Raw genomic sequence first — 14,005 nt, forward strand, 5'->3', positions numbered from 1 at the left:
AAACTAAATATTATTTTGTATACTGTAAAAACTCATTGCTCAAACCGGCATATTCTAACAAAGATGCCAGTCCTGTAGCATAATCATAGTGTGCTTTTAGCTTTAATAATTTGACCCCTGACAAATTCATTTCAGCATCTACTACATCTGTAGATGCTGCTAATCCTTCCAAAAAAGCCTTATTTCTTACTCTGACCAATTCTGTTGCTAGCTGCTCCTGCAGTTCTAAACTAGTAATTTGTTCCTGGTGTTTTTGAATCTCCTGATACAGCTTTTCTATCAGTGTAACAATATCTTTTTGAGCTTTCGCTTTCAATAATTCTACACTTTCTTTGGTCGCTTTAGCTGCTTTAATTTCATTTTTATTTTTAAGTCCCTCAAATAACGTATAAGTTATCCCCACACCAACTACCCAAGGTTTATCATTGTGATCAACCCATCCAAAACCAACGGGACTATTATCAACCAAAATAGTTTGTCCAAATGCCAAAACAGTAGGGTAATACGCCGACTTTTTAGCTCTTATCCCTTGTTCTGCCAATTGGTTCTGGAGCTCTACTTTTTGTAGTAGAGGATTATTATTGATTGCTGCCTCCTGATAATATTCCAGCGATTCCAATTGGGGAGTAATAAAAAAGTCTGTGGTTAATTTGTCGTATACAGCATCAACCTCTATCGTATTTGCCAATGCCACTCTCGCCAGTTTAGCATCTTTTTCAGCTGCTAACAATTCCCGGTTTGCATCGGCTACAGCAACATCTGCCTGTAATTTTTCAACGGGGGCAATAATACCATTCTCTTCCAATTTAACAGCATTGTGATGATGGTGTTCCACTCCTAGCAAAACTTGTTTTCTGACTTCCACAGCTTCTTCTGCCAACTTTACCTGAAAATAACGTTCTGCCAATTCCGAGATCAATTTGTTTGCTGTATTCTCAAACTCTTTTTCACCGATTTGTTTACGTATCTCTCCAGCTTTAATGGCTGCATTAATTTTTCCACCCGTAAAAAGAGGCCAAGTTGCCATAAAACCTCCAAAAGCCATTTCCCTTTTTACAAATGTCAAATCCCAGTTACCCAAAACTTCAGGATTTGGAATTTGAAGAAAACTCCCCACTCCATTTCTAAAATCATTTAAGTCGGCTCCTATTTTTCGATTAAAATAAAGTCCTAATCCAAAAGCTTTAACAGTAGGATAACGCAAGCCTTTTTCAGCTTTCCAGGTGTATTGATGTGCCTCTTTCTGCTTTTCTATCCCTTTTAATAAGCTGTTTTCTTTATGCATAACGCTATAAGCTTCTGAAAAAGAAAGTGTCTGAGCTTCTACATTTCTTACAAAAAGAAAAGAAAACGTCCCTAAAAACACTATAACGCTTGTTCTATTTTTTTTCAGCATTATTCAATAGTAAGTTTTTATTTATAAAATAATTATAAAACAGCTGTAAATTACGGTTTTTTATCATTGAAAACAAAAAAATTATCATTAACACCAAAATATTTATATTTAGATCAATCAAATTCTGTCAATACCATTTCATCCTATTTCACAAAATTCGCGCCATTTTTTTCATTCTTCTAAATATCTTAACTATCTAAAAAACAAAAGGAAAATATGTTCCATATTTTCCTTTTTACATATATAATATTAATTATTTTTTTCTATTTCCCTTAAGTTTTCCATTTTTTTAAACTCTAAGAAACCTTTTATATCTTCAAAATGTTCTTTTACCCGCTTATTTCCAAATTCAAAAACTTTCTCTGCCAATCCATCTAAAAAGTCGCGATCGTGAGATACTAAAACAACCGTTCCTTCAAAATCTTTAAGTGCCTCTTTTATAATATCTTTGGTTTTCATATCCAAATGATTGGTAGGTTCATCCAGAATAAGCAAATTTACAGGTTCTAATAACAGCTTAATCATTGCTAATCTGGTCTTTTCTCCACCTGATAATACTTTTACCTTTTTGTCAATATCATCTCCCGAAAACATAAATGCTCCTAAAATATTTTTGATTTGTGTTCGGATATCTCCTTCTGCAATACGGTCGATAGTTTCAAATATCGTTAAATTTTCATCCAATAAGGAAGCTTGATTCTGTGCAAAATATCCTATACGGGCATTGTGTCCAATTTCCAGACTTCCCTCATAATCAATTTCTCCCATTATAGCTCTTACCATCGTTGATTTCCCTTCTCCATTTTTCCCGACAAAAGCTACTTTTTGCCCTCTTTCAACCACCATTGAAGCATTCTTAAACACCACATGATTGTCGTAAGCTTTCGAAAGCTCGTTAACTACAATCGGATATTGTCCGGAACGGGGTGCCGGTGGAAATTTTAACCTCAACGCAGAGTTATCGACCTCATCTACCTGAATAATCTCCAATTTTTCGAGCATTTTAACCCTTGATTGTACTTGCAGCGTTTTAGAATACGTTCCTTTAAAACGCTCAATAAATTCTGTAGTTTCCGCAATCATTTTTTGCTGTTCTTCGTAGGCTTTTAGTTGATGTAACCTTCTTTCCTGCCGAAGAATCAAATAATCGGAATACTTAGCTTTATAGTCATAAATTTTTCCCATTGTAACTTCAATCGTCCGATTCGTAATATTATCAACGAAAGTACGATCGTGAGAAATAACCATCACCGCCTTTGCCGAATTAATCAAAAAATCTTCTAACCACTGAATGCTTTCAATATCCATGTGATTAGTTGGTTCATCCAATAAGATAAGATCCGGTTTCTGAAGCAAAATTTTAGCTAATTCAATTCGCATTCTCCATCCTCCGCTAAACTCCGAAGTTTGTCGAGTAAAATCTTCTCTCAAAAAACCCAATCCTTTTAAAACCTTTTCTACTTCTGCTTCGTAGTTTACTTCTTCAATAGAATAGTATTTTTCACTCAGCTCTGACACTCGTTCAATCAGTTTCATATAACTATCGCTTTCATAATCTGTGCGAACCGTCAACTCTTCGTTAATTGTGTCTATTTCGCTTTTCATTTCAAAAATCTGAGCAAATGCTTTGGAAGCTTCTTCCATAACTGTACAGTTATCTTGTGTAAGTAAATGTTGAGGAAGATAAGCAATAACAGCCTCTTTTGGAGCAGATACTGAACCAGAGGTCGGTTTATTTTGTCCGGCAACAATTTTTAATAAAGTAGATTTTCCTGCACCGTTTTTTCCCATTAGTGCAATTTTATCATTTTCACTAATCGAAAAATTAACTCCGCTAAAAAGAGTAGTCCCTCCAAATTGCACCGAAATGTCGTTAACTGTAATCATTTACTTTTGATTTTTATAAAGATGCAAATATAGTAATTGTAGTGATGCTGTTTAGCCGTGTTTTTGAAAAACAAAAAAAGATTCAAAAACTGAACCTTTTTTGTTTTTTTACATTAAAATTATTTTTTTCTACCTGCTAAAGCCAAAAAAACATAACCTATGATTCCGCCCAGTCCTGAAGCTATAAGGATTCCCAATTTAGCCTGATCCGGAAAATCGGGATGAAGATTTACATCAAATGCCAATTCTGTTACAAAAAGAGACATGGTAAAACCTATCGCCGCCAAAAAACCAATCCCTAATAGATTTTTATAGTTCATCCCTTCTGGCATTGGCACTACTTTTAACCTAATGAGTAATGCAGTTAAGCCTGACACGCCCAAAACTTTCCCAATCAATAGCCCTAAAGCCACACCAACAGTAACATAACTTATAGTTTCTCCTTCACCTAAAGAAATAGGAATAGCCGCATTTGCCAAAGCAAAAACGGGCATCACAACAAAACTCACAAAACTATGCATACTGTGCTCTAATCGAATGGAAGCAGGAAGTGCATCTTTTGTAAGAGAACGCATATCTTCTACACAATCCATTTGCTCCCCAGTTAAAGCAGGGATTTTATCATTGGGATCTATTTTTAAAAATCTTTCTTTTAATTTTATCATCTTATCGACAAAATAACTTTCATTAACTCTAGAAGTTGAAGGAATTGCAAAAGCAGCTAAAACAGCGGCAATAGTTGCATGAACTCCAGAAAGCAAAAAGGCTAACCAAATCCCTCCTATTCCTATAATTGCATAGTAAATTGTGCTTTTAATACCGATAAGGTTGCTAATAATCAATAATCCAAAAAAGCCTAAACCTATTCCTAAATTAACTAATGATAAATCCGAAGTATAAAAAATAGCTATTACCAATACAGCACCTAAATCGTCTGCGATAGCCAACGCTGTCAAAAACACTTTTAATGAAGTAGGAACTTTATCTCCCAACAAATACAATACGCCTAAAGCAAAAGCAATATCTGTTGCCATTGGAATTCCCCAACCGTGAGCAGCATCTGTTCCCGCATTAAATACAGCATAAACAAGAGCAGGAACTACCATTCCTCCTATTGCTGCTATAATAGGAAGCATTGCCTTTTTTGGTGATGATAATTCACCCGTTGTCAGTTCTCTCTTTAGCTCCAACCCCACTACAAAAAAGAAAATTGCCATTAAACCATCATTAACCCATTCTTTAAAAGAGTGGCTTAGCACCATATTATTTAAGGAGAAACCGATATGATTATTTTCCCAAAAAGCGGCATATTGTTCTGCCCATTGTGAATTTGCCATAAAAATGGCAATTAATGCAGCTATAAAAAGTACAACACCACCTGAAGTGGATTTTTTCATAAATCGATTTATCGGCTCTGCAACCCATTTGTCAACAGGGGTAGTTTTTATTTTGTGTGTCATTTTACAAAATTTGTTAGCGAATATAATTTTTCCTTTTATTTTAGACAAGTCCCAATCTGATTTTATAACAACATTATATGTTATTAAAACTTTATTCAAACTAAATACACCTTAAATTACTGTTTTAAGTGATAGAATTAAGTATATTTGTAGTTTGAAAGATAAAAATATGGAAACTGTTTTAGACTCAAATATACAAACCAAAAAACCCAAATGGTTAAGAGTAAAACTCCCTACTGGAAAAAAATATACTGAATTACGAGGACTTGTTGACAAATATAAATTACATACAATTTGTACTTCTGGCAGTTGTCCTAATATGGGAGAATGTTGGGGAGAAGGAACAGCAACCTTTATGATTTTAGGAAATATATGTACGCGTTCCTGTGGATTCTGCGGCGTAAAAACGGGCAGACCTGAAACTGTAGATTGGGATGAACCTGAAAAAGTAGCACGCTCAATCAAATTAATGAAAATTAAGCATGCCGTTATTACCAGTGTGGACAGGGATGATTTAAAAGACGGCGGGTCAATTATTTGGGCTGAAACTGTTAAAGCTGTGAGAAGAATCAGTACAGGAACAACCATGGAAACTTTAATACCAGACTTTCAAGGTATTGAACGCAATATAGACCGCATTATAGAAGTAGCTCCCGAAGTAGTTTCTCACAATATGGAAACAGTTCGCCGACTGACAAGAGAGGTTCGTATCCAAGCTAAATATGATCGCAGCTTAGAAGTCCTGCGTTATTTAAAAGCGCAAGGAATTAACCGTACCAAATCAGGAATTATGCTGGGATTAGGTGAAACTGAAGAAGAAGTTATTCAAACAATGTACGATTTAAAAGCTGCGGATGTTGATGTTATAACTATCGGACAATATTTACAGCCAAGCAAAAAGCATCTACCTGTTAAAGAGTTCATTACTCCGGAGCAGTTTAAAAAATATGAAGAAACAGGTTTGAATTTAGGCTTTCGACATGTAGAAAGCGGAGCTTTGGTGCGTTCGTCTTATAAAGCTCAAAAACATATTTTGTAATAATAAATTTAGTCGCTTATTTCCAGCGACTTTCTTTTATGTAATATGAAAAAAAATCGCATTGCCATAAACGGGTTTGGTCGTATAGGACGAAATCTCTTTCGATTACTAATAAACCACCCCAAAATAGAAGTGGTTGCGGTAAACGATTTAGCCGATGTAAAAACAATGGCACACTTATTAAAGTATGACAGCGTTCACGGAATCTTAAATCACAATGTCGGATTTGAAGATAACTATCTGACTATAGACAACAGGAAAATTCATTTTTTCAGCGAAAAGGAAATTTCAAATCTTCCTTGGAAGGATTTAGATATTGACTATGTTATTGAATCAACGGGAAAAAGAAAAACCTACACTCTTTTAGAAGAACACCTGAAGCAGGGTGCTAAGAGAGTTATCCTTTCCGTGCCTCCTGAGGATAATGCAATCAAAACGGTCGTTTTGGGAGTTAATGATTCTATTTTAACCGGAAATGAATTAATTATATCTAATGCAAGCTGCACCACCAATAATGCCGCACCGATGATTAAGGTTATCAAAGAATTATGTGGAATTGAACAAGCTTACATTACTACTGTCCACTCCTATACTACTGATCAGAGTCTGCATGATCAACCTCATAAAGATTTACGAAGAGCCAGAGGAGCTGCACAGTCCATAGTACCAACGACTACCGGAGCCGCAAAAGCTTTAACTAAAATATTTCCTGAATATATAGGAAAAATCGGCGGTAGCGGAATCAGAGTTCCTGTTCCAGACGGCTCGTTAACTGACATTACCTGTTATGTATCAAAAAAAGTAACTATAGAAGAAATTAATGCTGCTTTTAAAAAAGCCTCTGAAACAAGTCTCAAGGGAATATTAGCCTACACGGAAGATCCTATTGTTTCAGTAGATATTTTAGGCAATCCGAACTCTTGCTTATTTGATGCACAGCTAACCTCTGTCTTAGATCAGATGGTAAAGGTAGTAGGCTGGTATGACAACGAAATCGGTTATTCATCTCGCTTGATTGACTTGATAGTATTTTTTGAAAAAATTGAAAATAACTAAAAATAAAAAGGCTTTTGAAAATTTCAAAAGCCTTTTTAATTATTTATATATAACAAAATCTATTTACTTTCATTTTGCTTTTGGCTCATTTCCATAGAAATCGACGATCGTTCCATTTTTAACTTTCCTGCCATCGTTTCTAATACAATAGTGGTATCGTACAATTCAGCAATTTTTCCATGAATTCCTGATTTTGTGATTACGCGATCACCTACTTTTAATCCTGCTTCGTATTCTTTTTCCCTTTTCATCCTTTTTTGTTGTGGACGTATCATCAAAAAATAAATAACCACAAACATTAAAATAAATGGTAAAAACTGTTGTAAACCTTCCATAGTATTTTTTAATTATTATTCGTTACGCGGAGCTACATTTGCTTTGATTGTCAATAACTCTTCTCCTTTTTCTGTATTCGTAGTTAAAGTAACCGTTTTTTGCTGTTGTCCTTGGGCACCTGTTTGAAACCTCACTTTCAATTTAGAAGTTTCTCCAGGTTTAATAGGAGTTTTTTGATATTCAGGGACTGTACATCCACATGAAGCCTGAGCATTAATAATCAGTAAATCTGCATCTCCTATGTTTTTTACCTCAAATTCCGTTTCTACAGCTTCATTATTTTCTATACTTCCAAAATCATGAGTTGTTTTATCAAATTCCGCCTTAGGAGTTCCTGTTTTGCTTTCTGCAACGTTTTCCTCTGTTGCATTTTCTGAGTTAATTCTGCTTGAAGCATCATTATTTTTACAAGAAACAATTGCAAAAGCAACTGTGATAGTCATTAAAGCTATTTTTTTCATATTTCTAATATTGGTTTATAATAATCCTTTTCCTATTTTATTTAGTTTTCCTTCTTTTTCGTAGTTCTTTGAAATATTATCTAATATTCCGTTGATAAATATACTACTTTTTGGTGTTGAATATTCTTTTGCTATCTCTAAATATTCATTAATCGTTACTTTTACGGGGATAGAGCTAAATTTCAATATTTCGCAAATTGCCATCCTCAATATTATTGTATCTATTTCGGCTATCCGCTCAGGATCCCAATTTGGTGTTTTATTTTGAAACTCGTTGGTAAGTTCTTTGTAATTTAAAATTGTTTTTCGATACAGATTTATTGCAAAATCTTTATCTTCAACGTCCTTATATAATTTGGGAACCAAAAGCTGATCATCAGTATCTCTTAATTGACGAAGTTGCTTTTGAATCATCGTATTTACCAACGGTAAATCATCTAACCAAGTCAATCTACTATCTTCTAAAAAAGAATATATTTTCTCATCAGGCGCAATAATCGTTGTAAAAACATCAATCACAAATTGCTTATCTTCACTAAAAGAAGAATCTTTTTGATTCATATATTTTTTATACAAATCGCTTGCCTTAATTTTATTAAGAAGCATTACGATATAATTATCATGAATCTGCCACTGTTTCATTCCCATTTCTTCGGTCTTCGTTGAGATTGAAACAGAGTTTTGCAATAAATTTAAAATACGGTTACTTATAAATTTAGTATTTGGATTTCTTTCTTCAATAGTAGCTAAATGTTTTTTTTGAGAAATAGAAATATATTCTTCTTCTTTTCTTTTTATTTCTATCAATGCCGTAAGCATTAACAAATACAATTCTCGAATATTTTCGACACTGTGAATTAAAAATTTTTCTCCCGATTGTATTTGATCAGAATTGTTTTGCTGCATCGCATAAAGCGTCTGCATAACCTTAATACGAATGTGTCTTCGGTTTAACATGCTACTCTTAAGAACTTATTTAATTACTTATGGTTTATTGAGAGCACAAATTTAAAAAATATTATTCGCTTTCAAATTTTATTTATATCTGAAATCGTATTTTAACGCTGATTTTAATAAATTATTTTAATCTTCCCAATTCCATATCATGAATATTCAAACTATATTTGCGAGAGTTGTTTCTCAACACATAACCAGCTTTGTCCTTTTAATTGTTTTTTAATCTTCAAAGCTGTATCAAATAATTTATGAGCGCATTAAAACATTTAAATAAGTATTTTTACAAATATAAGCTTCATTTTTTAACCGGAGTTATCATTACTGTCATCGCACAGATTTTTACGCTGTTTACTCCCAAATTAGTTGGAGATTCTATTCGTATCCTCGAACGACTAGACCACATTGAAAAAGAAACTGTCATAAAACTTTTATTAGAAAATATTACGTGGATTTTAATCACAACTTTAATTGCAGGTTTTCTAACTTTTTTAATGAGACAAACCTTAATTGTCATGTCACGCCACGTTGAATTTGATTTAAAAAATGAGATTTTTCAAAAATATGAAGTGTTAACCCAAAGTTTTTATAAGCAAAACCGGACTGGTGATCTCATGAATCGAATTAGTGAAGATGTCAGTATGGTTAGACAATATGTAGGACCTGCTGTTATGTATTCCATCAATACACTTATCCGCTTTACGGTTGTTGTTGTGCAGATGTATATTATCTCTCCACAACTTACACTTTATTCTCTCATTCCACTCCCACTTTTAGGGTATTTTGTTTTTAAACTGAGCAAACAAATTAATCAACGAAGTACTGTTTTTCAACAAAATTTATCCATTTTATCAACTTTTACGCAAGAAATCTTTTCAGGAATCAGAGTTTTAAAAGCATACTCTATTGAAGAAAAAAAAAGAGAGGACTTTGAAATACTAACCGAAAACAGCAAACAAAAATCACTTGCCTTAGCAAAATCAAATTCACTTATTGGTCCTTTGATGATTTTTTTAATCGGGCTGAGTAATCTTGTCGTTATTTTGGTTGGTTCTCTTTTGTACTTTAACGGTAAAATTCCAGACATCGGAATCATAGCTCAATTTATTCTTTACATCAATATGCTAACTTGGCCTGTTGCTTTACTAGGATGGGTTTCAACGATGATTCAACAAGCTGAGGCATCGCAAAAGCGAATCAATGAATTCTTAAAAGTAGAACCTGAAATCTATAACCTTATTCCTCATTCAACTCCCATTAATGGAAAAATAACCTTCAAAAACGTTTCTTTGATTTATCCTGATACCGGAATTCAGGCTTTATCCGATGTTTCGTTTACTCTTGACAAAGGAAAAACACTTGCCATATTAGGAAAAACTGGTTCGGGAAAGTCAAGCATTCTGTCCTTGATATCAAGATTTTATGATGTAAATCAGGGTGAAATATTAATTGATTCCACTCCTATTAAAGATTGTAATCTATACGATTTGCGTCGAAGTGTTGCCGTTGTTCCTCAAGATGCTTTTTTGTTTTCAGATTCAATCACTAACAATATTAGATTCGGAAAAGAGAATGCAACGCAAGAGGAAGTTATCGAAGTGGCTAAAAAAGCAGTCGTACATGACAATATTATTCAATTTGATAAAGGATATGATACTATTTTAGGAGAACGAGGACTTACCCTTTCGGGAGGTCAAAAACAAAGAGTTTCGATTGCCAGAGCACTAATCAAAGATGCTCCTATACTTATTCTTGACGATGCTTTATCTGCTGTTGATACCGAAACTGAGGAGAAAATATTATATAATTTAGAAGAGCACAGCAAACACATTACTACCATAATCGTCACACACAGAATATCCTCTGCTAAAAATGCAGATCAAATTATCGTACTAGATCAAGGAAAAATTATCCAACAAGGAACTCATGAAGAACTACTCACTGCCATAGGGTACTACAGTGAACTATATCAAAAACAGCTTAACGAAAAAGAAATCGTATAAAAAGTTGGTTTATTAGGATTTTTTTTAGAATTTTGAAAGCTATATGAATAAATCAATTAATTGATAGAAGGATTATGAGAGATAACGAAATGTTAGAAAAAGAAGAGATTTTCTCAAAAGTGTTAAGAGCAGGAAGAAGAACCTATTTCTTTGATGTAAGAGCTACGAAAGCTGACGATTATTACATAACTGTTACAGAAAGTAAAAAATTTACTGAAGATGACGGATCATTCCACTTCAAAAAACACAAAATTTATCTATACAAAGAAGATTTTGGAGCGTTCCGAGAGATTTTAGATGAAATGACTCAGTTTGTGGTTGATCACAAAGGAGAAGAGGTTATTTCTGAAAGACACCAGAGAGATTTCAAAAAAGAATTTCAAAAATCAGAAGCTGTAAATAACTTTACAGATGTTGATTTTGACGATATATAATCGTTTTTAAATAAGATTGTTTTGTAAAATTTCCCTAATCCTGATTTAATTAATCAGGATTTTTTTTAAGTATAATAAAAACGACTGAATTATAAAATGTTTTAATTCAACACTTTCACTCCTTTTAAAAAAATCCAACGCACACATATTTTATCCCCTTTATCTGTTTTAAAAACTTTAAACTGTGGGGCTAAAATCGTAGCGATGATTGCTGCTACTAACGGAAGCCATATTCCTGATAAATCAGTAAAATAAATCAACCCTATGCGAGCCAAAAGAAAAAGGATTGCAAAACTTGCAAATTGTAATAATAGTGTTTTCGTGCCTACTCCCATATAATATTAATTTTGATTTATATATTTTCCTTTTTTACTTCCTTCATATAATTCATACTTTACAAACCTAGTTTCCAATTTACCATTGTACAACTGTATTTTTCTTGAAGGGCGTAAACCTACAAACTTTAACGCTTCAATATTAGCAGTAATAAACCACGCTTCTGTTCCAGGATAACCTTGTTTTAAAGTATCTCCTATTTCTCTATAAAAGCGTTCTACTCCAACATCCAATCTTTCTCCGTATGGTGGATTAAAAACCATATGTAACGGTCCTTCCGTCTCTTTACTGGAATCAAAAAAATTGAATTGCTTAACAGTTATATATTCTTCCAAATTAGCATTTTTCACATTATCCTTGGCTTTTATAACTGCGGAAGGAGCTTTGTCGTATCCTTTAATAGTATAGTGAAATTCTCTCACTTTTTTGAGTAAAGATTCTTCAATCTTATCAAATAAATCTGCATCCCAGTCTTTCCACCGTTCGAAACCAAATTCTTTTCTATTTATATTAGAAGGTATATTGCAGGCAATCATAGCTGCTTCTATCAATAAAGTACCTGAACCACACATTGGATCCATAAAGTGTGTTCGTCCATCCCAACCGGACATCAATAACATGCCTGCTGCCAAAACTTCATTAATAGGTGCCATGTTAGTAGCTGTTTTATATCCTCGATGATGGAGAGATTCTCCTGATGAGTCCAATGATATGGTACAAAAATCCCTTTGAATGTGAACGTTTATTTTTAAATCCGGAAAATCCTTATCAATATTAGGTCTTTTACCGTGTTTATTTCTAAACTGATCCACAATGGCATCTTTTGTTTTTAGGGCAACAAACTGAGAATTATTAAAATGATCTGAAAAAACCGTGGCATTGACTACAAAAGATTGGTGAACATCTAAATATTCGTCCCAATTGATACTCTGAACACCTTTGTATAAATTAGCCTCATTATAAACAGCAAATTGCGTGATTGGTTTTAAAATTTTCAAAGCTGTACGCAACGCCATATTAGCTTTATACATAAATCCTTTATCGCCTCTAAAACTAACCATCCGCGTACCTTGCTGCACATCCATTGCGCCAAGCAATTGCAATTCTTTTGCTAAAACTTCTTCAAAACCAAAAAAGGTTTTGGCAATCATCTTAAAATTTTCCATTTAGTTGTATAAGGAATAATTAAACCCTTTATTTAATCCACAAAAATACAGTAAATTTGTAGCTTGGTAAAAGTTTTAAACAAAAAGTATGGCAAAACAACTTCCATTTGAAATTGAACAATCAATAAAAAACCTTGACTTTTCAAATACCACCCCACTTGACGAAGCTCATATTCTTTTATTGTACAATAATCTAACTGAATATTTAAATCTCTCCGATGAAAGTAAAATACTCAACCTTGTCAGTGAACATCAAGACTGCCATACTTTTCTAAATCAATTGGAAGCATCAGTAGCAACTTTAACTGATTCGGAAGTCTCTACTACAAAATACGACGCTGTCTTTAGTTTATTTTCTGATTTTTACCAACACCCTGCTGAGCCAAATAAATTATTGCACCAACTCAGCAATAGTTTAAATGAGTATGGTCTTGGAGTAATTGATGTTTTTAATGCAGAAAAAGTATTAGCAGAATTGAAAACCGAAGAAACTAAAATCATCAACGGCATTGAACTACAGATCAAAAATAAATATGTAAATGAGTGTATTGTTAGAGAAATACAATTTGAACAAGATGGAAGCATTTATAATTTCTCCAGTAAATCCTTAGCGTTAACGCTTGAAAATTTTGAAAATATAATGAGTTCTAGTGATCTTTTTCTTTTAGATGTTTTCGGCGATTACAGACTCAAAAAGTTTTACAAAAACGAATCTGAACGATTAATTATGATTTTTAAATAAAACTCATGATCCATTATATTATTCCTTTTCTAGCTGTTATTCTGGGATATTTAGCTGCTTTATTTATACAGCCTAAAAATCAGAAAAACATAAAATTACTAATGGCATTTAGTGGTTCATTCTTACTTGCACTTACAGTTACTCATCTTTTGCCCGATGTATATCAGTATAACCTAAAGGAGATCGCACATAGCCATTTAGCAAGTGAGCACAACCACTCCGGTGGAATGATTGGTTTTTTTATTATGCTCGGAATTGTTTTACAGATTGTACTGGAATATTTTTCTAAAGGTGCCGAACACGGCCATGTACATCTGCACGACAAATTAAACCATATTCCCTGGCTGCTTTTTATTAGTCTATGTTTGCATGCATTATTGGAGGGGTTGCCTATAAGCAGACATCAGGAACTTTCTTTTGGCATTGCTATCCATCACTTGCCGATTGCTGTTATTCTGTCTACTTTTTTTATCAGAAGCGGAATGCCCCAGAAAACGGTTTTCTTTTTTATGTCTTTATTTGCAATCATGACTCCGGCAGGAACTATACTATCAGAAAATTTCTCTTTCTTACAAAATTATTATGCAGAGATATCTGCAGTAGTAGTAGGTATTTTATTCCATATTTCTTCTACTATTATATTTGAAAGCAATGAAGATCACAAATTTAACTTCAATAAACTTCTGGCAATTATGGCAGGAGTTTTATGTGCTTATTTTATTTAATAAGCTTCTA

Annotated in this window: 14 protein-coding genes; 6 read left to right on the forward strand and 8 right to left on the reverse strand. The window is 33.3% G+C overall.

Features of this window, described 5'->3' with window-relative positions; all coding sequences use genetic code 11:
* Window positions 1-10: 10 nt before the first annotated feature.
* The 3 genes from C8P70_RS09850 to nhaA form a co-directional block, all read right to left on the reverse strand.
* On the reverse strand, window positions 11-1,396 hold the full coding sequence (locus C8P70_RS09850; RefSeq protein WP_133713159.1) for a TolC family protein: 1,386 nt from the start codon (window positions 1,394-1,396) through the stop codon (window positions 11-13).
* A 249-nt stretch (window positions 1,397-1,645) separates the two neighbouring features.
* Entirely contained in the window at window positions 1,646-3,283 is a 1,638-nt protein-coding gene (locus tag C8P70_RS09855; RefSeq protein WP_133713160.1) for an ABC-F family ATP-binding cassette domain-containing protein, read from the reverse strand.
* A 119-nt stretch (window positions 3,284-3,402) separates the two neighbouring features.
* Window positions 3,403-4,743 (reverse strand): Na+/H+ antiporter NhaA, encoded by a 1,341-nt coding sequence (gene nhaA, locus C8P70_RS09860; protein WP_133713161.1) that lies wholly within the window; start codon window positions 4,741-4,743, stop codon window positions 3,403-3,405.
* A 169-nt stretch (window positions 4,744-4,912) separates the two neighbouring features.
* Here nhaA and lipA point away from each other — a divergent pair, with 169 nt between their 5' ends.
* On the forward strand, window positions 4,913-5,782 hold the full coding sequence (gene lipA / locus C8P70_RS09865; protein WP_133713162.1) for a lipoyl synthase: 870 nt from the start codon (window positions 4,913-4,915) through the stop codon (window positions 5,780-5,782).
* Window positions 5,783-5,827: 45 nt separating this feature from the next.
* A complete protein-coding gene (gene gap, locus C8P70_RS09870; protein WP_133713163.1) occupies window positions 5,828-6,838 on the forward strand; it encodes a type I glyceraldehyde-3-phosphate dehydrogenase in 1,011 nt (336 codons plus the stop codon).
* 59 nt (window positions 6,839-6,897) lie between these two features.
* Here the strand turns inward: gap and yajC are convergent, their stop codons facing one another.
* The 3 genes from yajC to nusB are packed head-to-tail and all read right to left on the reverse strand — an operon-like array spanning window position 6,898 to window position 8,592.
* Entirely contained in the window at window positions 6,898-7,173 is a 276-nt protein-coding gene (gene yajC / locus C8P70_RS09875) for a preprotein translocase subunit YajC (protein WP_133713164.1), read from the reverse strand.
* 15 nt (window positions 7,174-7,188) lie between these two features.
* Window positions 7,189-7,635 carry a DUF1573 domain-containing protein gene (locus tag C8P70_RS09880; protein WP_133713165.1) on the reverse strand — a complete coding sequence of 149 codons (447 nt, stop codon included), beginning with the start codon at window positions 7,633-7,635 and terminating at the stop codon, window positions 7,189-7,191.
* 15 nt (window positions 7,636-7,650) lie between these two features.
* Window positions 7,651-8,592: a transcription antitermination factor NusB gene (gene nusB, locus C8P70_RS09885; RefSeq protein WP_133713166.1), complete on the reverse strand. Its 942-nt coding sequence runs from the start codon at window positions 8,590-8,592 to the stop codon at window positions 7,651-7,653.
* Window positions 8,593-8,840: 248 nt separating this feature from the next.
* On the opposite strand from nusB, the gene C8P70_RS09890 reads away from it, so the two are divergent.
* On the forward strand, window positions 8,841-10,592 hold the full coding sequence (locus C8P70_RS09890; protein ID WP_133713167.1) for an ABC transporter ATP-binding protein: 1,752 nt from the start codon (window positions 8,841-8,843) through the stop codon (window positions 10,590-10,592).
* Between the two features lie 74 nt (window positions 10,593-10,666).
* Entirely contained in the window at window positions 10,667-11,026 is a 360-nt protein-coding gene (locus C8P70_RS09895; RefSeq protein WP_133713168.1) for a PUR family DNA/RNA-binding protein, read from the forward strand.
* Between the two features lie 101 nt (window positions 11,027-11,127).
* Here the strand turns inward: C8P70_RS09895 and C8P70_RS09900 are convergent, their stop codons facing one another.
* Together C8P70_RS09900 and C8P70_RS09905 are read right to left on the reverse strand one after the other, a co-directional pair.
* Window positions 11,128-11,361 carry a hypothetical protein gene (locus C8P70_RS09900; RefSeq protein ID WP_133713169.1) on the reverse strand — a complete coding sequence of 78 codons (234 nt, stop codon included), beginning with the start codon at window positions 11,359-11,361 and terminating at the stop codon, window positions 11,128-11,130.
* 6 nt (window positions 11,362-11,367) lie between these two features.
* Window positions 11,368-12,513: a THUMP domain-containing class I SAM-dependent RNA methyltransferase gene (locus C8P70_RS09905; RefSeq protein ID WP_133713193.1), complete on the reverse strand. Its 1,146-nt coding sequence runs from the start codon at window positions 12,511-12,513 to the stop codon at window positions 11,368-11,370.
* A 103-nt stretch (window positions 12,514-12,616) separates the two neighbouring features.
* Here C8P70_RS09905 and C8P70_RS09910 point away from each other — a divergent pair, with 103 nt between their 5' ends.
* Both C8P70_RS09910 and C8P70_RS09915 read left to right on the forward strand, forming a co-directional pair.
* On the forward strand, window positions 12,617-13,270 hold the full coding sequence (locus tag C8P70_RS09910; RefSeq protein ID WP_133713170.1) for an SAM-dependent methyltransferase: 654 nt from the start codon (window positions 12,617-12,619) through the stop codon (window positions 13,268-13,270).
* 8 nt (window positions 13,271-13,278) lie between these two features.
* Window positions 13,279-13,995, forward strand: coding sequence for a ZIP family metal transporter (locus tag C8P70_RS09915; RefSeq protein WP_133713194.1), 717 nt, complete (start codon window positions 13,279-13,281; stop codon window positions 13,993-13,995).
* Window positions 13,996-14,005: the final 10 nt, after the last annotated feature.

Origin of the sequence: Myroides indicus (assembly GCF_004364575.1) — a bacterium.
GTDB lineage: Bacteria > Bacteroidota > Bacteroidia > Flavobacteriales > Flavobacteriaceae > Flavobacterium > Flavobacterium indicum_A.